Raw genomic sequence first — 23,294 nt, forward strand, 5'->3', positions numbered from 1 at the left:
TCAGAATGATAGAAATCAGAAATATATCAAAAACATTCCATCAGAAAAAGCAATCTTTCAAGGCGCTGGATCGTGTGAGCCTCACTATAGAGAAAGGAGATATCGTAGGAATTATCGGATTTTCAGGGGCCGGAAAAAGCACCCTGATCCGTACGGTAAATCTGTTGGAAAGACCGGACGAAGGGCAGATTATTATTAACGGAAAGGATTTCACTCAACTAAGCTCAAAGCAACTGGCTGAAGAGCGTAAAAAAATTGGGATGATCTTCCAGCACTTCAATCTTCTTTCTTCGAGAACTGTTTTTGATAATATAGCTCTTCCTTTGGAGCTGGATCATGCAAATAAAGATCAGATTAATAGAAAGGTAAATGAGCTTCTGAAAATTGTAGGCCTTGAGGATAAGGCCCATGATTATCCGCGAAGCCTTTCCGGAGGTCAGAAACAGAGAGTTGCCATTGCCAGGGCATTAGCCAATGACCCTCATCTTTTACTCTGTGATGAAGCCACCAGTGCTCTTGATCCTGCCACTACGCAGTCTATATTACAGCTGTTAAGAGATATCAATCAAAGACTAGGAATTACCATCCTCCTTATCACTCACGAAATGGAGGTTATCAAAGCAGTCTGCAACCACGTTGCCGTGATAGACAAAGGAAAATTATTAGCAAAAGGAACATTAAGTGAGATTATTTCGGATCGGGAAAATCCGGTAATCCGACAATTTATAAATTCAGATAACATGACCCTGCCACAGGAACTCAATAACAGACTTCAGAAAGAACCACAGGATGGTTTATTTCCGCTGGTCGAAATAGAACTCAACGAAAATATAAGTGTTGAGGAACTTCTTTCAACATTATATACTCAATATAAAATTCCCTATAAACTTTTGAAGGCTGATGTAGAATATCTTGGAAACTCCAACTTTGGAAAACTGCTGCTTCAACTTCAGGGAAAAGAAGACGAAAATCAACAGGCCATCTATTATTTCAATCAAAACAAAATTCAAAATACAGTAAAAGGATATGCTTAGTGATACGGTAATTGCTCTTTTAGCAAAAGGAGCCTGGGAAACAATTTATATGACATTCGTATCCGGATTTTTTGGATTCGTTTTGGGGCTTCCGGTTGGGATTTTACTGTTTTTAACAAGAAAAGGTCAGCTGTTGGAAAATATGGTTTATCACAGAGCACTCTCCATTTTGGTGAATATTTTCCGTGCCATTCCTTTTATTATATTAATTGTATGGATGATTCCTTTTACAAGAATCTTAGCAGGAACGTCCATTGGAGTTAACGCAGCATTGGTTCCTTTAAGTATAGGAGCTGCTCCGTTTATTGCAAGATTAGTGGAAAACAGCCTTATTGAAGTTCCTCATGGTTTGATAGAAACAGCCAGAGCGTTGGGAGCTTCCCCTTTTCAGATTATCAGAAAAGTATTACTTCCTGAAGCCCTTCCTTCACTTATCAATAATGCCACCATCACCTTGATTACTCTGGTAGGTTATTCTGCGATGGGCGGTGCGGTAGGTGCCGGCGGATTGGGACAGGTTGGCTATCAATACGGGTATATTGGTTATGATATAGTAATCATGAATACGGTATTGGTTTTACTTGTTCTGTTGGTATTTATTATACAGTTTGCAGGAGATCGGCTGTCAAAAAGCTTTGATCACAGATAGAAAGTGTGTGAGTAAAGGAGCAGAAGTGGTCCTTTTACGATTCCTTTTTTCTTATTTAAAAGAATGACAATGAAAAAAATAAAGATTTTAAGTTTATTTGCTGCCGGCGTATTATTATTCACGGCATGTTCCGGAAGGAAAGATGATCCTAATTTTATCCGTGTGGGAATTACCTATGGCCCGGAGCAGGAAATTGCTGAAGTAGCGAAAAAAGTAGCGAAAGAAAAATACAACCTTGAAGTGGAATTGATCCCCTTTAATGATTATGTGGTTCCCAATGAAGCTTTGACCACCGGGGATATTGATGCCAACGCTTTCCAGCATGTTCCCTATCTTACCGAACAATCCAAACAGAGAGGATATAATCTGGCTGTGGTAGGAAATACATTTGTCTTCCCTATTATAGCATATTCAAAAAAAATTCAAAATATAAGTCAGCTGCAGAATGGAAATACCGTGGTCATTCCTAATGATCCTACCAATGGAGGACGTTCACTGCTTCTGTTACAGAAAAACGGCTTATTAAAATTAAAAGAAGGTGTCGGACTGCTTCCAAAAGTGACCGATATTACAGAAAATCCAAAACAGCTGAAAATTATGGAGATTGAAGGCGCACAGATTCCAAGAGTTTTGGATGACAGAGATGTGGTGGTGGGTATTATCAATAATAATTTTGCAGCTCAGGCTGGTTTGGATTCTGAAAAACAGGGTATCCTCAAAGAAGATAAAGATTCTCCATACGTCAATGTAGTGGTTGCCAGACAGGACAACAAAAACAGTCAGAAGGTAAAAAATTTCGTTAAAGCCTATGAATCTGATGAAGTAGAGAAGAAAGCCAAAGAAATTTTCAAAGGAGGAGCCGTGAAAGGATGGTAATCTTGAATTTGAGAATCTGAAAGCCAAAAGTGAATTATCTTTATCCCGCTTTTTATTTTCAGCTTTAAACAGATAACAAAACTGTCAAACAATTATGTAGACAGTTTTTTTACAGATTATTTTTCATTTTCTCAATTTGAGATAATAAAAATTTTAGCTATTTTTGCTTACAATCAAATAAAAAGGCATTATGTTAAAGAAAACCGCCATTGTAAGTTTATTCACCCTTATTTCTGTTTCTTATATGGCTCAGACAAATAATACTCTACCGGTTTATTTAGACGAATCCAAACCTGTAGAACAACGTATCCAGGATGCTCTTTCCAGAATGACACTGGAAGAAAAAGTGGCTATGCTGCATGCCCAGTCGAAATTCAGCTCACCGGGTGTTCCCAGATTGGGAATTCCTGAATTCTGGACTACTGACGGGCCTCACGGGGTACGTCCTGAGGTCATGTGGGACGAATGGGATCAGGCAGGATGGACCAATGACTCTATCATCGCCTACCCTGCCCTGACGGCTTTATCTGCTACATGGAATAAAAAAATGTCATGGAACTATGGTAAGGCTTTAGGAGAAGAAGCTCGCTACAGGAAAAAAGATATCCTTTTAGGACCTGGAGTAAATATTTACAGAACTCCCCTGAACGGAAGAAATTTTGAATATATGGGAGAAGATCCTTACCTGACCTCAAAAATGGTAGTTCCTTATATTAAGGGAGTACAATCTAATGGGGTGGCCACTTCTGTAAAGCATTTTGCCCTTAATAACCAGGAGATGTTCCGTCATACCAGTAACGTGAACGTAGATGACAGAACGCTTTATGAAATCTACCTTCCTCCATTCAAAGCGGCAGTAACCGAAGGAGATTCCTGGACCATTATGGGGGCTTATGATATGTATAAAGGTCAGTATGCCAGCCAGAATCAATATCTTCTGAATGACATCCTGAAAAAAGAATGGAAATATAAAGGAGTGGTGGTGTCCGACTGGGGAGCTGTGAATAATACGGAACAAGCCATCCATAACGGGTTGGATCTTGAATTCGGGACATGGACCAATGGACTTTCTGCCGGAACTAAAAATGCTTATGACAACTACTTTTTGGCAAAGCCTTATCTTGATTTGATTAAATCGGGAAAAGTGGGAACTACTGAACTTGATGATAAAGTGACCAGGCTGCTTCGTCTTGCTTATCAGACCACCATGAACAGGAACAAGCCTTTTGGAAATATTGCTTCCGAAGAGCATAAAGCTGTAGCCAAGGAAATTGGTGAGGAAGGAATTGTTTTATTAAAGAACCAGGGGAATGTTCTTCCCATCGATCTTAATAAAGCTAAAAAAATTGCTGTGATTGGTGAAAATGCTATTAAGATTATGACTGTAGGTGGTGGCTCATCATCATTAAAGGTAAAATACGAAGCCCTTCCTCTGGACGGAATCAAATCCAGATTTGGAAAACAGGCTGACGTTCAATATGCAAGAGGTTATGTAGGAGATATCGGTGGAGAGTACAACGGTGTAAAATCCGGACAGGACTTAAAAGACAGCCGCTCTGAAGCCGAATTATTGAATGAAGCTGTAGCACTGGCAAAACAATCAGATTACGTCATCTTTGTAGGCGGACTCAATAAAGCAGACTTCCAGGACAGTGAAGGAAATGACAGAAAAAGCTATGGATTACCTTACAACCAGGATCATGTCATCTCTGCACTGGCAAAAGCCAATAAAAATCTTGCCGTGGTACTGGTATCCGGAAATGCTGTGGCCATGCCATGGATTAAGGAAGTTCCAAGTGTTGTACAGGCATGGTATCTGGGTTCCGAAGCAGGAAATTCTATTGCTTCCGTTCTGGCGGGGGATTCTAATCCTTCCGGAAAACTTCCTTTTACTTTCCCTGTAAAACTGGAAGATAATTCAGCTCATCAACTTGGAGAATATCCGGGACAAAAAGAAGAATTTGCAGCAGGAAAAGGAAAAGACCAGAAGAACCCGATCAATATTACCTACAACGAAGGAATTTTCGTTGGATACCGTTGGCATGACACCAAAAATATCAAGCCTCTATTCAGTTTCGGACATGGATTAAGCTATACTACTTTTGAGTTTGGAAAAGCAAAAGCGGATAAAACGGTCATCTCACAGGATGACACCATTACTTTTACAGTTAGTGTTAAAAATACAGGAAAGAAAGCCGGTGCTGAAGTAGCCCAGCTTTACATCAGTGATTTAAAATCATCTGTTCCCCGTCCTGCAAAAGAACTGAAAGGTTTTGAAAAAGTATATTTAAATCCCGGAGAACAAAAAGAAGTAACCTTCACCATCGACAAAACTGCATTAAGTTATTTTGACGCCGGTAAACACGACTGGGTAGCCGAACCTGGAGATTTCGAAGCACTGATCGGAAACTCTTCAGATGCTATTAAAACAAAGGTAAAGTTTACTTTAAAATAGAAATATGGAAGTTAGTATTGAATAGTTAACTTCTGAAATTAATTTTGTAGAATTAATTAAAGCAGGTTCCAATCGGAACCTGCTTTTTATTTGTTTCTGCAAATCTCAAAAGACCGGGGTAACTCTAAACTATGAGAGAACATACAAACCACAAAAGGTGTGGAAAACACCTTACTAATACTTAGTTATCAATAAGCCACAGAGAAGTTCATATAAGTTGTTTGAAAATCTCTGATTTTCTTTTTCATTGTACCCAATAATATATTACAACCTTTCAATTCTCAACCTAAGAGTTAAAAAAGCAAACTATTATTCTCCTCCGGAGGGGTGCCGAAAATTCAAAGAATTTTTGACGGGGTGGTTAACCCATATCAGTTTTTTACCACCATTCGAATATGATCTCTTTTCCGTCCATTAATATTATTTTTACGTATCCAAAAGTCACAAAATATTTTTTAGACACCTCAGTTAAATCAAGTTATAAATAAGCTGTTGAGAAGGTCTCCTGCAGGAAATACAAAAGCAGGTTCCCGATAGAACCTGCTTTTGTATTGATCTAACAAATAGTATATTACTTTCCTCCGCCAGCGTTTTTCTCTACATCGGTTTTGGTATTTTCTTTTACTTTCTGGTTTCCAAAACGCTTTACAAACGTCAGGGAAACTCCGTACCAGTCCCATTTTGAATACTCTCTGAAAGTTCCGTCCTGGCTATAGGTGGTGTTATCACCGTAAGGTCTTTTAAAAATGTTCATCAGCTGCATGCTTAGTTCCATCTGGGTTTTTGGAAATATTTTGGTGACAGAAATATTGTGGAAAACATTGGTATTATTAGCATATGAATTTCCATTATTCTGATTGGCAAGCTCCACCCACGCACTCAGGTTAATGTTTTTATTAAAAAGATTGGTATATGATAGATTGGCAGAGGCTCCCCAGTAACTGATATAATCTTTAGCTCCCAGTTTGTTTTTCTCGTTAAAATCTTTATTATTGATATAATACCATCCAAATCCGGCATTTACGTTCAGCTTATTTTTCAGGAAGTTCTGATTGGTATTGGCAAAAAGGTAATATTTTTCAACCTTTCCATCGAAATTCCCCGGTAATGAAACCGTTCTTCCGTTTTCTGTCACATAAGTCGTCCAGTAATCCTGATTGGTATGCATATACCTTGCAGAGATAAAGTATTTTTTCAGAATTCCAAACTTCAGATAAAGCCTGTCATTAGGATTCGGGTTCAGGTTAAGGTTCCCTCTGGAATAGGTACCATTAATTTCGGGCATCAGAAAAGGATTAAATTCAGAATACCATGGTCTCCAGATACTTCTGTTATAGGTAAAACTCAGATCATATTTGTCTGAAAAACTATATTTCAACAACAAATTGGGAAGAAAAGTACCATAAGAATCTCTTCTCTCTGTACCCGCCACATCCTGTCTTACTTTATAATCAATATATTCATATCGTATTCCGACTCTTGTTTCCAGTTTTTCGAAAAAGGTTTTACTATAATTGGCATATAAAGAGCTCAGATTATCTTCATAATGAAATCTGTCATTTTTTGATAGATTAGAATAATCGGATGAAGGATCATTAATACTGAACCCATAGAGGCTATTGGGAATAACATGGTTATTTAATTCAGTTTTCCCTCCCACTTCCATCGTACCGCCTGATTTACCAAAAGGCTGTGTATAATCTATTTTCAGATAGTAATTACGCATCTGATTTGTACTGATCACCCCCAGCTGCTGGTCTGTTTTCACACCCTGCTTATTAATCTGCTTGTCAATCAAATTGTCGTTATTATCACTGGAATAGTTGGTTCCAATATTAATATCTAAAATCCTGTTTTTCTCTTTATCATAGTATTTATAGAAAGCATTAGTCCCCAAGTTACGTCTGAATCCCCAGTTATTTTGAATCTGGTGAAAAGATTGACCGGGATCTCCATCTTGTGAAGTCAACCCATCAGATGCTGCTGAAAGTAAATTCCTGCTCTGTGAATACTCCATCACAAGGCCGAAATTATTTTTATCATTGATTTCAAATTCCGAAGTAGAAGAAAGAGAAGGACTTTCATTTCTCATTATGTTCTCAAGATTGAATTCGGTATGCCTATTCTTCTCGTATCGGTTATCCCAAGTTTGGGTTTTCTGCACATAATTACCGCTATTATAACCTCCTATAAGGGTTTGTGTAAACTTTTTCTTATGGTAGTTCAAATTGATATTTGTGTACTGTGAGTTTTTGGTACTTTGTCTGTTGTTGAGTGATATACTTCCTTTCAACCCTTCGTCATCTCTTTTTTTAAGAACAATATTGACAACAGACCCTGAGGTTTCATAACGTGATGAAGGGCTGGTAATCACTTCTATTTTCATAAGGTTATCGGCAGGAATTGTTTTAAGATATTCTTTTAATTCCTTACCTGTAAAAACAGATTTTCTGTCATTGATATATACCGTAACCATTTGTCCCTCAGCTTTTACATCATCATTATTATCAATACTCACCAAAGGAGTCATTCTCAGAACATCCCATGTTGTATTTCCAGCAAGGATAGCACTGTTTGCAACATTAAATACCGTTCTGTCTACCTTGGATTCTACCGTCGGCTTTCTGGCTACCAGCGTAACGGCTTCAATCTCTTTCTGCTTTACCGTATCCTTCACAACCTGGGTTTGGGCCAGGGTCAAAGAACCCGCTAATAATGCTATTGGAAATAAAATTGTTTTCATTTGAAATTATAGTTTATTCTATAAGACCACTATGGGGAGGTATTTGTTACACCCAATATTGAAAAAGGCGAAATAAATACTTAGTTTTTAGTAACATACACTATTTTCAATTGGCAGAAAATCAGAAAAATAAGATAAAACAACAATAAAATCAACTTATACCCATCACATCTGCAACAAACTATTCGAAATTATATATTATTCCAAATTTTACTTCTCCCTTAAAAATAATTTAATAGTTCTGTCATCAACAAAAAAAGCCCGGGTCTCTCTCACCCGGGCCGCTAGCAATAGCAAATTTACAAGGATTAAAATTAAAAAATATGCTAGTTTATATTTTCAAAATACTGGATAACGCCTACTTCCGGTAAGCGAAGTTTATCCTTATTAAGATCAGTCTCCTGATTGTTGCTGTTTTCTAAAAAGGAATTGCTGAATAACGCATACGAGGGTTGTTCTGCAAGCCCATTTTTCAGAAGCTGGTGAGCTTCTACAATAGTTTTACCGTATAGTTTTCTAAAACTTCCGATATTATATTGCGAAAATGTTCCGTAGTGTACAATAAACTTCAAGGACAATGCTATAGTAGTACTTAAGCTTCTACTGAGCTCTTCAATTTTTTTATTGAAGGCATTCCTCATTTTCATGAGTATTTTTGAAATATTCTGATAGGAAGGATTTTCGTCATATCTGTAAAATAAAATGGCATCTCCTTCAATCTCTGAGATTTCAAAATAGCGACCGTTCACATCGATCAGTGTAGAAAGTAGTTGTCTTACAATATATTCTCCTGTATAAAGTTTGGTATTGAACACAAATTCTGTAAATCCGCTAAAATCCGGAATAAGAATGATTCCCTCTTGTATATTTGTATTCTTCATAATGATAATGGATTAAAAACCTGCTTCATCGGTAAAGACGAAGCAGGTTCAATTTTACTTTATTGCCATCCGCCTCCTACAGAACGATAGAGTGCCGTTATTGCATTCAGTCTTTGCGCTTTCAGGGAAGCCAGGTCCAGCTCAGCCTGAAGCTTATTGGTTTGTGCAATGATTACCTCTACATAAGTGGCTGAATTATATTTAAATAAAATATCAGCTTTCTTCACCGCTTCATTAGATTTTAAAGCCAATCCTTCCGCTATTTTTTGCTGCTCCTCAAGCTTCTTAATTTGTACCAAAGCATCAGAAACCTCACCCACTGCTTTTAAAACAGACTGTTTAAAGGTAATCTCAGCCTGATCTGCCAACACCTTCGACTGCTCATACTGGGTTTTCAGCTGCTTACCATTCAAAATAGGCTGTGCAATAGCTCCGGCAGCCATCCCGAAAAGAGAGCCCGGTACACTGAACCATTTGCTGATCTGAAAAGCATTCACTCCACCCTGAGCAGTAATGTTCAATGAAGGATACATGCTCATTTTAGCCACATGGATAGCCGCAGCACTTTTCCTTACCTCAAGTTCAGCACTTTTGATATCCGGTCTGTAGCTTAACAGCTCTGAAGGGATACCTGCTGCAATATGATCCGGAGACTGCACCGTATTCAGGCTTGCACTTCTTTCAATCTTACCGGGCATTGAACCCGTAAGAAGGCTTAGTGCATTTTCCTGTGTGGTAACGGAACTTTCAATAGCCGGAATTGATTTTAAGATCTGATCCCTTACGATTTCCTGTTGCTGTACCGCCAGCGCTGTGGTCAATCCAAGTTCCTGCTGTTTTGTCAAAAACTTCAGGGTATTTTCTGCATAGGTCAGGTTGGATTTTGTGATCTCTAACTGAGTATCCAGCATTAATACATTATAATATCCCTGCACTACTGCTGCCACCAACTGTGTTTTCACAGCCTTTCCGGCTTCCTGGGTTTTAAGATATTCGGCCAGTGCCTGCTCTTTTCTTCCTTTGATCTTTCCCCAAATATCCGCTTCCCAGGAAAGATTTATAGAAGCTGTATAATCTTCCATATATCTTTTCCCCATGAATTGCCCTGCCATCATCCCGTTCATACTGTTATCCGAAGGGCGGTTAATATTTGCATTGGCAGCAGCACTTACAGTAGGAACATTTGCCCACTTACTCTGGTTGTAAGCCAGCGAAGCAAACTCAATCTGTTTTAAGGCTAGCTGAAGATCATTATTCTGAACCATCGCTTTGTCAATCAATCCTACCAGAACAGGATCTTTGAAAAAATCTTTGTAGCTGATCTTGGCGATATTCTCGTTCTGTTCCACAACTATACTGTCACTTCTGAAAGCCTCAGGCATTTTCAATTCAGGGCGCTCATATTTCTGAACTTTACAGGATATGGCTGTTCCTGAAATGAATGCGATATAGGCTATATTTTTAATTTTCATTTTTAAAATCATTTGAATTAATATTCCCAGTCAGCATCCGTTACCACTCTTCCATTGATTCTCTCATGTAAAGCCTGGAATACCACGAAAAGAACAGGAACTACAAAAATTCCTAAGATCGTTCCGAAAAGCATCCCTGAAATGGCAGCATATCCGATAGAATGGTTACCCAACGCTGACGGACCTACTACAAATATCAACGGAAGTAATCCGGTAATAAATGCTAAAGAGGTCATCAAAATAGGACGCAAACGGGCTTTGGCCCCCTCAACGGCAGAAGCAATGAGGCTTTTGCCCGCTCTACGTCTTTGTATAGCAAATTCCACAATCAGGATACCGTTCTTGGCCAAAAGCCCGATCAGCATCACCAGTGCAATCTGAACATAAATATTATTAGACAGGTCAGCCATTGTAATCCCAACAAATACTCCTGATAGTCCCACCGGAATAGCAATCAATACTGCCAATGGAAGAATATAGCTTTCATACTGAGCCGATAAAAGGAAGAAAACAAATACAATACACAATCCGAAAATCATCACCGACTGTGAGCTGGATCCTGCTTCTTCACGGCTCATTCCTTTATAATCATATGTATATCCCGGAGGAAGTACCTGCTTGCTTACTTCATCAATAGCTGCCATGGCTTGTCCCGTACTGTATCCCGGAGCTGCCATTACAGTTAAATTAGATGAGTTAAAAAGGTTAAAACGGTCTACCACTTCAGCTCCTGTCACTTGTTTTAAGCTTACCAATGTATTGACAGGAACCATTTGTCCCAGGTTATTTTTAACGAAGATTCCGTTCAGGGATTCTTTATCCTGTCTTGTCTCAGGAGTGGATTGTACCAATACTCTATAATATTTTCCAAATCTGTTGAAATCCGAAGCCTGAATACTTCCATAATACCCCTGCATTACGCCTAATACATCAGAAACATTGACTCCCAGCTGGGCAGATTTCACTTCGTCGACAAGGACTTCAAACTGAGGATAGGTAACATCAAATGTTGTAAATGCTACCGCAACTTCCGGTCTCTGCATCAAAGCACCCATCATTCCGTAAGATATGTTTCCTAAATTCTGAAGTTCGCCATTCGTACGGTCCTGAAGCACAAGCTCCATTCCGCTGGTATTTCCAAAACCATCTACCGTTGGGGTATTGATCACAAGGAAGTTTGCTCTTTTATCCTGAGAAAGTATTCCCTGGGTTTGCCCTATAATGTCATTGATATTATTGACAGCCCCTCTTTGTCCTGCTTTTTTTAATTTAACAAATATAGAAGCTGCAGAAGAAGACATCGAACCACTGAATAAGTTCAGCCCGTCTACAGAAATCACTTTATCTACGGCCGGATTTTTCATCAGGAGATCTTCTGTATCAGACACTACTTTTGATGTTCTGTCTTTCGATGCTCCCGGAGCAAGATTCGCTGTAACAATAATGAAACTCTGGTCTTCATCCGGAATAAACCCTTTAGGGGTGGTCATAGACATCCATGCAAACAGTCCTCCGAATGCAAAGATCAGGATGAAAGCAATCCATTTCTTTTTCAACAGGAATAATACCGCTTTTCCGTAACGGAATGTCAGTTTATTGAAGCTTGCATTAAAACCGGCAAAGAAGCGGTCTTTAAAATTCATTTTCTCATGAGCACCACCGTGATGCTGTTTTAAGAATAGTGCACATAATGCCGGGCTCAGTGTCAGTGCGTTCACGGCAGAAATAATAATGGCAATAGCTAAGGTTAATGCAAACTGCTGATAAAACAGTCCTGTGGAACCGCTCATAAAGGCTACCGGAACGAATACCGCAGACATAATTAGGGTAATGGATACAATAGCCCCTGTAATCTCGCTCATGGCTGACATCGTTGCCGCCCTCGGATTCAGTTTTTTATGTTCCATTTTAGCATGGACAGCTTCTACGACTACAATGGCATCATCCACTACAATACCAATGGCGAGCACCAAAGCAAATAAGGTCAGGATATTGATGGAGAACCCGAAAACTTTCATAAAAAAGAAGGTTCCCACAATAGATACCGGAACTGCAATGGCCGGAATCAAAGTAGAGCGGAAATCCTGTAAGAAGATATACACCACAATGAATACAAGGATAAACGCCTCAATTAAAGTATGAATCACCTGTTCTATAGACTGATCCAACGCTTCCTTTGTAGCATAGGGAATTTCATAAGCCATTCCTTCAGGGAAAGATTTTTCCAGTTCTTTCATTCTTTCCTGAAGAGCAATTTGCACTTCATTGGCATTGGAACCTGCCATCTGGAAAATAGCCATCGTTACGGAAGCCTTTTTGTTATAATTGGAAGAAACCGTATAGCTGTAAGCCCCAAATTCTACTTTGGCAATATCCTTTAATTTTAAGACAGAACCATCGTTCAGTGCTTTAATCGTAATATTTTCATACTGTTCCGGCTCTGTGAATTTTCCTTTGTAGCGAAGTACATATTCCATTACCTCTTTACTTCTCTCTCCCAATCTTCCCGGTGCGGCTTCAAGGTTTTGGGTCTGAATAGCACGGGAAACTTCTGCAGGAGTAAGATTATAGGAGGTCAGTTTATTCGGATCCAGCCATATACGCATTGAATAATCTTTATTTCCGTATACCATAGCATCTCCTACTCCTTTTACCCTTTTTAATTCAGGGACAATATTGATCTTGGCATAGTTTTCAAGGAAAAGATCATTCATAGAACCATCTTTACTCGTCAGGGAAACCATGGCAATCATACTGTTTTGCCTTTTCACGGTAGTAATTCCGGCCTGGATTACCTCAGCAGGAAGCTGGTTGGTTACCTGTGCTACCCTGTTCTGAACATTAATGGCTGCCTGATCGGGATCTGTTCCCAATTTAAAAATAACCGTAATACTTAATGTCCCGTCATTACTTGCTGTAGAAGTAATATAGTCCATATTTTCCACTCCATTAATCGCATTTTCCAGGGGTGGAGCTACGGACCTGGCAATCGTTTCAGCGTTGGCTCCCGGATAGGCCGCGGTTACCATTACGGTAGGCGGTGCAATGTCCGGAAATTTTGTGATCGGCAGGCTTACCATACCCACAATCCCCAGAATAACAAGCAATACGGAGATTACCGTTGCCAGTACGGGTCTTTTTATAATTTTCTTTAACATGATTTCTTCTTACGATTTTTTCTGTTGAGCATTCTTCTTCTGAGCCACTACAGGAGTACCCGGCTGTAATCTGTCGAAGCCGGAAACAATGTATTGATCGCCAGCCTTAAGCCCGGTAGATACGATGAAATGATCTCCTGCTTTTCCATTGACCTCAACGGGCAGCATGGCTGCCTTTCCATCTTTGATGGTAAATACAAAAACTTTATCCTGAATCGTTCTTGTAGAAGCAATAGGAAGTAAAACAACATTGCTGTAAAACTGATCCAGCACTATTTTTCCAGTATTTCCACTTCTCAAAATATTGTTTGGATTGTTGAATTTCGCTCTTAAAGTAATAGAACCTGTAGTTTTATTGAACTGCCCTTCTACAGCATCAATTCTTCCTGTTTCAGCATATTTCTCACCGCCCGAAAGCAATAAAGAAACTGCCGGTGTATTTTTGATCACTTCATCAATATTGCTTCCTGTATATTGTTTCTGAAAATTATTAAAATCATTTTCACTCAAGCTAAAGTAAGTGTACACCTGATGAATATCTGAAAGCAGCGTGATAGGATCCTGATTTCCGGGGGTCATTAAGCTTCCCAAACGGTAATTGAACCTTCCGATAAACCCGCTTACCGGTGCCTTGATCACAGAAAAATTAAGATTAATCTTTGCAGATTCAATAGAAGATGTGGTCTGGCTTACCGTTCCTCTTGCAGCATTATAAGATGCTTCCGCCTCTTTTACCTGAATTTCCGAAACCATTTTATTTCTGAATAGCTCCTTCTTTCTGTCCAGATCAATTTTAGAGGTGGACAGGTTTGCCTGAGCAGTAATCAAAGCTGCCTGGGCACTTTTAAGCTGCTCTCTGAAGACCTGATCTTCAATTTTGAAAAGAGGCTGCCCCGCTCTTACAAAATCTCCTTCGTCCACAAAAATTTTACTTAAATATCCCGTTACCTGAGGTCTGATTTCAACATTAGAAATTCCCTCTACAGATGCTGCGTATTCCCTGGAAACAGAAGCGTCTCCCTGCTTCACTGTTTCTACAGGAAGTTCCGGCGCCTTCTGCTGATAAGATTGATTTTGATCGTTTTTCCTACATCCCGCCAAGACAATAAGCGAGAGGAAAAGTATGGTTGATTTCTGAATTAAAAATCTTTGCATAACAATATTCCTTTTAAATTTACCGCACAAAATTCGAACGAAAAAAATTCAATAGGATTATTCAAAAAACTTCTTGTTTTGTCAAAAAGACGCCTAGTTTTTAAAAACATGAGAAATATCATTTATAGGTAATTCAAATGAGAGATATTCATATTTTTAATCAAAATTACACTTTAAATTTAGCAAAAAGACGTCAATCAATATAACTCATTCATTATCAGTATAAATCATCTTTTCTATATTCCAAAGGAGACCTGCCTGTATGTTTTTTAAAAAACTTACTGAAAGAGGCCTGGTCTGAAAACTTCAGCTGCAGAGCGACTTCATTGATGTTTAAATTAGGGTTTTTAAGCAAAAGCCTGGCTTCCACAGCCAATACCTGATGAATAATTTCTCTGGGAGATTTAAACATCGTTTTATTAATGACTTTGGTAAGGTATTTCCGACTGATGCATAATTTATCAGCATAAAACTGAACATTGTGCTCTTCTTTGAAATGATCCTGAACCAGGATAAAAAAACTCGTGGTAAGCTCATCTTCTCTATGGGTAACCAGATGTGGTTTTTCTATTTTTTTGAAATAATTATCAATCTCGTAGATCACCAGCGAAAAGTGATGCCAGATCATTTCATTGAAATAATAATTGTCTTTTTCCTTATTATTCAGCACTCTCAATTCATCAAGATGAAATTGAAGCTTCCTGTACATATCAGGCTCATTCCTGATGATATGAGTAGGGTCTGATGACAGGCTTTTTAACACATTATTCGACTTATAATTAAATCCTGCCTGAGAAATAAAGTCTACAGAAAAGAAAATATATTTAGCGCTATAATCCTCAGCGATATTTTCTACCCAAAAAGTTTCTGCCATTGGACAAAAAACGGCATCTCCCTGAAATACCTCATAGCTGGTATCATCGAGTCGAAAACTGACACTTCCCCTCTGTACTAAAAAAATACAAAAATAGTCTGAACGGTAAGGAATATTAGGTTGTATGATGTAGTTTGCTTTGTCAATTTCCATGACAACAAATTCTTTGATCCTGAGATCAAATTCTACCTGTTCCAGAACTTCATCAAAAGCCAATTGTGAAACAAAATCAGGTTCTGTCTGTTTTTTTTTAGCCATCAAAGATAGATTAGGCCACGAAGGTAGTGAATAAAAAAATTTCGAAGGCTGAAATAGAACAAAGGAATACAAGGTAAAAAGGATGCCTGTTATTTTTAACAGGCATACGTCTCACTTTTTCGCTTAAAATATTGTTTTTATGTTTTGGCTAAATGATTACTCAATTATTGATAAGTATTGCATTATTCACCAATCCTACTCCAACCTGAAAATATACAGCACAATGAAAATAAGTAAATCGGTACAGCCACCTATGTGCTCTTTATACTACCTCAATAATCAATTCCTTGTCATACCCGTTATATTTTTCATCAATATATCCGTGTGGGTTACAGATGACTTCGGTTTGTCCCAATTTATACCTGCAGGGAGTATGAATATGTCCATGAATCCAGTACAATGGGTGGTACTCTATTATCAATTCCTCAAGATTAGAAGCATAGGCGGAAGTCAGTGGATCTTCCTTATAATTTTCAGGTACAGATTGAATGCTGGGTGCATGGTGGCTGACTACAATATTTTTAAGTCCTTTTGAATTTTCAAGACTTTCCTGCAACCATAATTTTGAAAACTGATGTATCTTAAATGTATCTACCGTTCTCAGTTTTGAATAAGACGGATCACGTTTTATCATTTTGTAATCATTCATTTTAGGCTGACATAGCATTCCGTACTCCATAGCATTCCCGAAAATCGAAAAATCAGTCCATAATGTTGCTCCATGAAAACGGATTCCGCCAATATCCACAAAAGAATTTTCAAGTACAAAAACATTTGAGCCCTGAGCCGCTTCTTTAATTTTGTAAAGCGTTTTTGGATATGCTCCTTTATAATATTCATGATTACCAAGAACATAAATTACCGGCTTATCCGGAATCTTAGACTTTATCCATTCTACTCCTTTGGTTCCTAAGTTTACATCTCCAGCCAATATGACAACATCCGAATTGTCAAAACATAGTTCAGTACTTCCAAATTCCTGATGAAGATCGCTAATGATTTGTATTCTCATACCGCAAAAATAAAAAGAACAAGTTAATATGTAAACCATGAATACTTTTTTCCAACAAAAAAGAACCGGCACTAAGTACCGATTCCTCTCTCATATAGTTTGTGTCATTTTAAGGCCGCTTATGATGAAACTGCCATCTCAGCACGTTTCACTTTTAAGCTTCTTATTATAAAATAGGATAACATTCCCAGTGCTAAAACAGCGTAACCAATCAGAATAATCAGATTCAGACTTCCCACCGCAAATTCTGATGGAAAAATCTGACTCATTAAAGTCATGAAGGATAAACCAATCCCAGCTCCCAAGAAGTAACTTGTAGAACTCAAACTTGATGCCACACCGTAATTGGAAGGTTCAACATCCTGAATTCCCATGACGGATAAAGCTGTAAAACAGAAGGTCATTCCAATTCCTGAAATACACGCAGCTCCCAATAACACTAGTGTTAACGGATGTCCCGTATAGACAGATACCAATAATAATATTCCTCCCGTCAGCATAAATAACCATCCAAAAATTCCCATTTGGGAAGAATTTAATCGTTTAGAAACCTGAGGTAAAATAAATTTAGCGGTCAAAGCAGATACAATACTGAAGGGAACCAGCATTAATCCTGCTGAAGCAGCGCTGTATCCCATATCTTTCTGAAGCATTAACGAAATCAGAAATAAAAACCCAATAAAGAATGCTCCAAGACTAAAGAAAGCCGCATTAGAAACCACCAATGACTTATATTTAAATAGTTGTAAATCAATTAACGGTTCAGCTACAGACCTCAATCGGTAGAAGACCCATACTAAAAGTACCACGGCAAGTACTAAAGATCCTATCACCAGGAAAGGCTGCTCTTTAATATGAATCAGCTCATGTGTTCCATAGGTTAGGCTTAAAAGACCTAATACCATCAGGATTCCTGAAACAGCATCTGTTTTCTGCACGGTTTCACTTTTCTCATCTTTTGGCAAATAGTAGTAAGACAGGATCAGTGTTATTAGAAGAATCGGAACATTGATCAGGAATACCCAATGCCAGCTTAGATAAGTACTGATAATCCCTCCTACAGAAAGACCGCTTCCGGAGCCTATGGCTGCAAAAGAACTGAAAATTCCAATGGCACGGTTTCGCTCCTGTTCCTCTCTGAAAGTATTCGTCACAATAGACAGTGCTGACGGCATTACAAACGCCGCTCCCAATCCCTGCAAAGCACGGAATACAGCTAATGATTCAAAGTTTTCAGATAATCCGGCACCTAATGATGTCAACATAAAGATGAAAGCTCCCAACAAAAACATTTTCTTTCTTCCCAGCTGATCGGAAAGCTTTCCGCCAATGATCAGAAAACCTCCAAAAAATAATACATAGAGGGTCTGCAACCATTGAACGGTGCCTGCACCAATATGAAACTGTTCCTGAATAGAAGGAATCGTCAAATTAATAATGGCAATATCCAAAGCCTCTACAAATGTTCCCACCGATGCTAAAATTAATATTACATTCTTCCTTGTATCCATATATTCAAATTTCCTGCAAAATTAAAATTAACAGAACATATGTGAAAATTTTACAGTAAATTTGGAACAATAATATAACCAGACGTAGAAATAAAGAACAAAACATCTGTATCGACAAAATATTACGCTAAAAACAGAACAAATGCCAACAGAAAATTATACTCCGGACGAAAAAGACCTGTCAATTCTCCGTCTTCTCCAGAAGGATGCTAAAATGAGTGTCCGGGATATTTCAGCGAGGATCAATCTAAGCCCCACTCCTACTCATGAACGTATTAAGCGTATGGAAAAGCTAGGGATTATTAAAGAATATACTGCCGTAGTAGACCGTAAAAAGGTGAATAAGGGAATGATGGTCATCTGTATGATTGCCCTGAATGTTCACAATAAAAAAACAGCAGGAAAATTCATTGAGGAGGTTGGAAAACTGAAGGAAGTTGTTGAATTCTATAACATCAGTGGTGATTTTGATTTTATGTTGAAAATCCTGGCTCCCAATATGGATGAATTTCATGAGTTTTTTGTAAACAAGCTATCAGAAATTGAAGGAATTGGCCAGACAAAAAGTATTTTTGTGATGAGCAGCATCAAAGAAAGCGCTCAAATTCTTTAATTTTTTCAGCGTATAATCAGCTTCATTTTTGGGTCCCCCGAAAGATGATAAAGATATGTGGGAACTATGTAAAAAAAATTAAACACTTTCCTTCATTTTAAGATTTTAATCCATATTATTTTCCTGTTTCCTGCTGAAACAGATATCAGTTTTAAAATTTTAATTCCCCAATAACTCCCCAGTAAAAACATCTTATTTTTTTCAAAAAAAATACAATTTCCCAAAAGCTTATTCCATAATAAAAAACATAAAATTTATGTTTTTCAGTGTTTTTTATTATTCAAAAATCACCTGCATGGGTGGTAATAATTTGTATACCGCACGAAAAAAATCATTTTCCATTTCTTTTATTCTATTTGTACTCCAAAAACAACATAAAATTAATCAATTGATTATCAATACACAAACACACTACACACATAGGTGATGTAGCTGTGTCGTATGCTATTTTTTGGAAATAGTTATCATTATTAGATATGTTTGCAATGTGAAAAATATAAACTTAGAAAAAAAGATAAAACCAGAGACCTTAAAATTAGTATAGAAAAAGTAGAAAGTGAATTGCAAGCCTCCTCCTTTTAAGTGATTTAGATTTAGTAAAAGTAAAAAACACAACACAAATGATAAGCACACGAATGATGAAACTAAAAGGGGGAGGCTTTTTTAAAAAAATTAAACAAATAATATCAAAATAGAAACACAAATAAAAAAGAGGCCTATCGACACATTACATTACGATGAAAATAATATCTTACAATACAACCCATCGGGAAGTATTTTCAGGGATGAATCAATCTTAAGATATTACAACTTATATTATTTGTTTATTAAAGGTTACCCCATCCCAATGGGGAACCTTTTCTTAAAATCTTGAAAGACGGCTATATTCCTGGTACAGGCCAGTATATTACCTTCATTCATCAAAACCACCCAACAATTTTAGTACGTTTATTTTTTCATAAAAAAAACAGCTGTATAGAAATTATACAGCTGTTTTGAGCATATCTTAAAAAGATCTGTTTTTATGATGTAGGGTTTATTTCCAGTAATTCCAAACCGACCCATCAAATATAGCCAATGTCTTACTGGCTGTATCGTAGCAGATCATCCCAGGGTATGGATTCTTAACGTTGACATGAGGTATTGCCACTTTTGGAAGAATCATGGCCTTATCCTGAGCTTCTAGCACCAAAACTCCGTCTGCAGAACTGGATGACTCCCCGATCACGACACCTTTTCCTGATTCTGCCGAATTATTGATAAGTACAGCATTTGAATTTCCCACCTCTGACAAGTCTTTCCACCCATCATTTTCATATACTTTTACTTTTTTATCACTTACATCAAAGATAAAAGTTCCATTGACCAAAGCTCCCGTGGAAAGCCCAGAGGTTGCCGGAAGAATTAATCCTTTTGTGTTACTGGAAACATTATTAAAATCCAAGACCGTACTGTTACCGTCTACGGATTGTTTATCAATAGCTACCTGGGCAAAAAAGGAATTAAAAATGATTAGAGCAGCTGCGATACTGATATTTTTTATATTTTTCATGTGTATATTATAGATTAGATTAGTCATTACAGCTTTTTTCAATGCATTTCCATTCTGTACCGTTATAAAGCTTCACACATTTATCCTGAATATCATATAAAAGCATTCCCTCTTTTGGGTCAGCGATAGCATCACCAGGTTGTGGTGTCTGGCTTACATGCTGTACTCTTGTAATGACAAAACCTTTATTCTGAGATTCCAAAGCAATGAAACCGTTAGGAATATTCTCCGGCCACGCCGTATTTTTCTGTTGTACAGTAATTCCAAACTTAGTAAAACCATCAGGAGTTCCTAAAGCACCGGGCTTTGTACAAACATCATCAATTTCATTGATAATAGTAGGAGCATTACCACAACTCATTTTATCATTTGATAATCCATCAGGCCATAAAGACGGACATGTAGCCTGTGTGGCATTTGGACCACAAAAACTTGAACCACCAGCACCAAGATCACTAACGGATCCCATAGCAATGGCAACAATCTGGCTATCATCACTGATAACAGATCCGGGACCTCCTCCACTTACATCAGCTTTTGCAATACAATAAGCCTTTCCATTGGGAGCTCCTATATATTTAACGGAAGGATAAGTTGTTGATTGTTGGGTAAATGTTCCGCATATTTCCACAACACTCCCTGCATCCATTTCTATAACAGAGCTGGTTCCTGGAAATGCCCCCATAAAAGAAGGATCCCCTTGAGAAACAGATCCGGTAAGAGATAGAAATGATTTCTTCCCTAATTTAATTTTTGAATTTTTCTGAGTTCCGAATGTTCCAATCGTAATGGATCCCGTAGATTTCACACTTGCTCCATCCAGGATATCCAATTCCCCATTAACCTGAATATCAACAGACTGTAACTGCCCGGATTGTATAATAAGTGTTGCCCCATTGGGAATTGCAATACTGCTGCTCACCGTAAGGTTTCCATTCAGGCAATAGGTATTACCCGTAAGTATTGCCTGTCCTGTATAAGGAATACACTGAGCATTGACCATGCCGTAGAAAACAAAAATTAACAGAAAAAATATTTTCTTGTTAATTCCAATAAAATTTAAATTATTCATATGACTTTAAGCTATTTTAACACATTTTACATATTTTAATAATTAATATGTAATTTTTTTTAATGTGTTGAGGGCCTAACTTACAATTAACATACCAAACTAAAATCTGATATTAGAATATTTATCATAATTCTGCGGTGAAATTTATAATTCTGCAAAAGAATAATTCAACAAAAAGAGATTAAAACAATACCTAAAAAATTAAATAACAATACATTAAGATTAAAAGCACCTATATCCATTTATTAAATATTTCCTTATTATTTAAAATTTCAATAACAATATCATAAAATAATAAAATGACATTTCTCATGATATCTATACCACCTTTACTTACAGCTTCTATACAATGCCTTTTTAAGCCCAACAAGATAATAGATAATGTGTATGATAGAGTCTATTAAAAATCTGCCGTAAAAAGCTTAAATTTGCAGCATGAATAACGATACCATTTGTGCACTGGCGACAGCCAATGGAATAGGTGCTTTAGGCATTATCAGAGTTTCGGGAGATGAAGCATTACCCATAGTTCAGAAAAGTTTTCCGGGTAAAAAACTGGAAAAACAGAAGTCCCATACCATTCATTACGGATATTTTATGGATGGTGAAGAAGCAATTGATGAAGTGATGCTCTCTATTTTTCTGGCTCCGAAAAGTTTCACCACAGAAAACTCAGTGGAAATTGCCTTCCACGGTTCGCCACATATTGGAAAACGTATTCTTGAAACCCTGATTAAAAATGGAGCAAGAATGGCTAAAGCCGGAGAATTTACCCTTCGTGCTTTTATCAATGGAAGAATTGACCTTTCCCAGGCAGAAGCAATTGCCGATGTTATCGCTTCAGAAAATGAAGCTTCCAGAAAGGTTGCCATTAACCAGCTAAAGGGAGGAATTACCAACGAGATCTCATTCTTAAGAACCGATCTTCTGAATTTTGTTTCTCTCATCGAACTGGAACTTGATTTCGCGGAAGAAGATGTGGAATTTGCCGACAGAACCGCGTTGAGTGGGCTGTTGGATAAAATTGAATTGAAACTCAATTCTCTTATCGAAAGCTTCCAGTACGGAAATGCCATTAAGAACGGAACAGCCGTTGCTATTATCGGAAAACCGAATGCCGGAAAATCTACCCTTCTTAACGCTCTATTAAAAGAAGAAAGAGCTATTGTAAGTAATATTGCCGGAACCACCAGAGATACCATTGAGGAAGTACTCCATATTAAAGGAAATGCCTTCAGATTAATTGATACTGCAGGACTTCGTGAAACGGTAGATGAAATAGAAGCTATCGGAGTAAAGAAAGCCAAAGAAAAGGTTGAAAACGCCAATATCCTGGTCTATCTGGCTGATGCTGCTACAGAAGACTTTTCAGAGGATATTGAAATGATCACCTCATTGCTGAGAGATGATCTTAAGCTGATCATCTGTGCTACCAAAATTGATGAAGTAATCCCTACCAAATATGAAGCGGTAGAAGATATTTTCAGAAGTGCATTCACCCATGAGTTTGATTTCATTAAGATCTCTGCTGTTGAAAATCAAAACATTCAGGATCTTAAAAATGAATTATCATCTTATGTTGAGCACTTAAAAACGGAAGAAAGCAATGTAGTGATTACCAACCAACGTCACTTTGAAGCTTTGCATAAATCACTGGACGCTGTACATCAGGTAAAAGAAGCTATTTCTGTTCAGATTTCTACAGAACTTTTAGCGTATGAGCTGAGAAACGCCCTGGAACACCTTGGAACGATATCAGGGGAAGTCACTAATGACGAAATATTAGGAAATATCTTCTCGAAATTTTGTATTGGAAAGTAGGTAGTGTTTTAGATTGTATATAGATTGCAATTATAATAATACGAAAAACCCTTTAAATATAATGTTTAAAGGGTTTTTTATTTGCATTTCGTTTTGTTTCAAAATTTAATATTGCAGTATATATACATTCTATTTGTTTCTATTTCGTTTCTATGAAT

16 protein-coding genes are annotated in these 23,294 nt (G+C 37.6%); 6 read left to right on the plus strand and 10 right to left on the minus strand.

Annotation, left to right across the window (positions count from 1 at the left end; genetic code table 11):
- The first annotated feature begins 5 nt into the window (after positions 1 to 5).
- The 4 genes from JML65_RS06400 to JML65_RS06415 all read left to right on the plus strand — a co-directional run bounded on the left by JML65_RS06400 (position 6) and on the right by JML65_RS06415 (position 5,014).
- Positions 6 to 1,034 (plus strand): methionine ABC transporter ATP-binding protein, encoded by a 1,029-nt coding sequence (locus JML65_RS06400; RefSeq protein ID WP_047486640.1) that lies wholly within the window; start codon positions 6 to 8, stop codon positions 1,032 to 1,034.
- Positions 1,027 to 1,683 (plus strand): methionine ABC transporter permease MetI, encoded by a 657-nt coding sequence (metI, locus tag JML65_RS06405; RefSeq protein ID WP_115917357.1) that lies wholly within the window; start codon positions 1,027 to 1,029, stop codon positions 1,681 to 1,683. The genes JML65_RS06400 and metI overlap by 8 nt, the downstream gene beginning before the upstream one ends.
- A 69-nt stretch (positions 1,684 to 1,752) precedes the next feature.
- On the plus strand, positions 1,753 to 2,559 hold the full coding sequence (gene metQ, locus JML65_RS06410; RefSeq protein WP_179140087.1) for a methionine ABC transporter substrate-binding lipoprotein MetQ: 807 nt from the start codon (positions 1,753 to 1,755) through the stop codon (positions 2,557 to 2,559).
- Positions 2,560 to 2,749: 190 nt separating this feature from the next.
- Entirely contained in the window at positions 2,750 to 5,014 is a 2,265-nt protein-coding gene (locus tag JML65_RS06415; protein WP_202270252.1) for a glycoside hydrolase family 3 C-terminal domain-containing protein, read from the plus strand.
- A 571-nt stretch (positions 5,015 to 5,585) separates the two neighbouring features.
- Here JML65_RS06415 and JML65_RS06420 read toward each other — a convergent pair.
- The 8 genes from JML65_RS06420 to JML65_RS06455 form a co-directional block, all read right to left on the minus strand.
- On the minus strand, positions 5,586 to 7,757 hold the full coding sequence (locus tag JML65_RS06420) for an outer membrane beta-barrel protein (RefSeq protein ID WP_047486654.1): 2,172 nt from the start codon (positions 7,755 to 7,757) through the stop codon (positions 5,586 to 5,588).
- A gap of 326 nt (positions 7,758 to 8,083) precedes the next feature.
- Positions 8,084 to 8,638 (minus strand): DUF2652 domain-containing protein, encoded by a 555-nt coding sequence (locus tag JML65_RS06425; RefSeq protein ID WP_047486658.1) that lies wholly within the window; start codon positions 8,636 to 8,638, stop codon positions 8,084 to 8,086.
- A 59-nt stretch (positions 8,639 to 8,697) separates the two neighbouring features.
- Complete coding sequence (locus JML65_RS06430) at positions 8,698 to 10,110, minus strand: efflux transporter outer membrane subunit (protein WP_228450282.1); 1,413 nt, start codon at positions 10,108 to 10,110, stop codon at positions 8,698 to 8,700.
- 17 nt (positions 10,111 to 10,127) lie between these two features.
- Positions 10,128 to 13,268 carry an efflux RND transporter permease subunit gene (locus JML65_RS06435; protein ID WP_202270253.1) on the minus strand — a complete coding sequence of 1,047 codons (3,141 nt, stop codon included), beginning with the start codon at positions 13,266 to 13,268 and terminating at the stop codon, positions 10,128 to 10,130.
- A 9-nt stretch (positions 13,269 to 13,277) separates the two neighbouring features.
- The gene (locus tag JML65_RS06440; RefSeq protein ID WP_202270254.1) at positions 13,278 to 14,423 is read right to left on the minus strand and encodes an efflux RND transporter periplasmic adaptor subunit; all 1,146 of its coding nucleotides are present in this window, start codon (positions 14,421 to 14,423) and stop codon (positions 13,278 to 13,280) included.
- 217 nt (positions 14,424 to 14,640) lie between these two features.
- Positions 14,641 to 15,555, minus strand: a complete 915-nt coding sequence (locus JML65_RS06445; RefSeq protein WP_084087223.1) for a helix-turn-helix domain-containing protein — start codon at positions 15,553 to 15,555, stop codon at positions 14,641 to 14,643.
- A gap of 262 nt (positions 15,556 to 15,817) precedes the next feature.
- Positions 15,818 to 16,567, minus strand: coding sequence for a metallophosphoesterase (locus tag JML65_RS06450; RefSeq protein ID WP_202270255.1), 750 nt, complete (start codon positions 16,565 to 16,567; stop codon positions 15,818 to 15,820).
- Positions 16,568 to 16,686: 119 nt separating this feature from the next.
- Positions 16,687 to 18,078, minus strand: a complete 1,392-nt coding sequence (locus JML65_RS06455; protein ID WP_202270256.1) for an MFS transporter — start codon at positions 18,076 to 18,078, stop codon at positions 16,687 to 16,689.
- A gap of 142 nt (positions 18,079 to 18,220) precedes the next feature.
- On the opposite strand from JML65_RS06455, the gene JML65_RS06460 reads away from it, so the two are divergent.
- Positions 18,221 to 18,691 (plus strand): Lrp/AsnC family transcriptional regulator, encoded by a 471-nt coding sequence (locus tag JML65_RS06460; protein WP_047486679.1) that lies wholly within the window; start codon positions 18,221 to 18,223, stop codon positions 18,689 to 18,691.
- 1,036 nt (positions 18,692 to 19,727) lie between these two features.
- Here JML65_RS06460 and JML65_RS06465 read toward each other — a convergent pair.
- Positions 19,728 to 20,243, minus strand: a complete 516-nt coding sequence (locus JML65_RS06465; protein WP_202270257.1) for a hypothetical protein — start codon at positions 20,241 to 20,243, stop codon at positions 19,728 to 19,730.
- A gap of 19 nt (positions 20,244 to 20,262) precedes the next feature.
- On the minus strand, positions 20,263 to 21,315 hold the full coding sequence (locus JML65_RS06470; RefSeq protein ID WP_202270258.1) for a hypothetical protein: 1,053 nt from the start codon (positions 21,313 to 21,315) through the stop codon (positions 20,263 to 20,265).
- A gap of 435 nt (positions 21,316 to 21,750) precedes the next feature.
- On the opposite strand from JML65_RS06470, the gene mnmE reads away from it, so the two are divergent.
- Positions 21,751 to 23,136: a tRNA uridine-5-carboxymethylaminomethyl(34) synthesis GTPase MnmE gene (mnmE, locus tag JML65_RS06475; RefSeq protein ID WP_047486685.1), complete on the plus strand. Its 1,386-nt coding sequence runs from the start codon at positions 21,751 to 21,753 to the stop codon at positions 23,134 to 23,136.
- The last annotated feature ends 158 nt before the right edge of the window (positions 23,137 to 23,294 follow it).

Source organism: Chryseobacterium sp. KMC2 (assembly GCF_016756935.1).
In the GTDB taxonomy this organism is placed as follows: Bacteria; Bacteroidota; Bacteroidia; order Flavobacteriales; family Weeksellaceae; genus Chryseobacterium; species Chryseobacterium rhizosphaerae.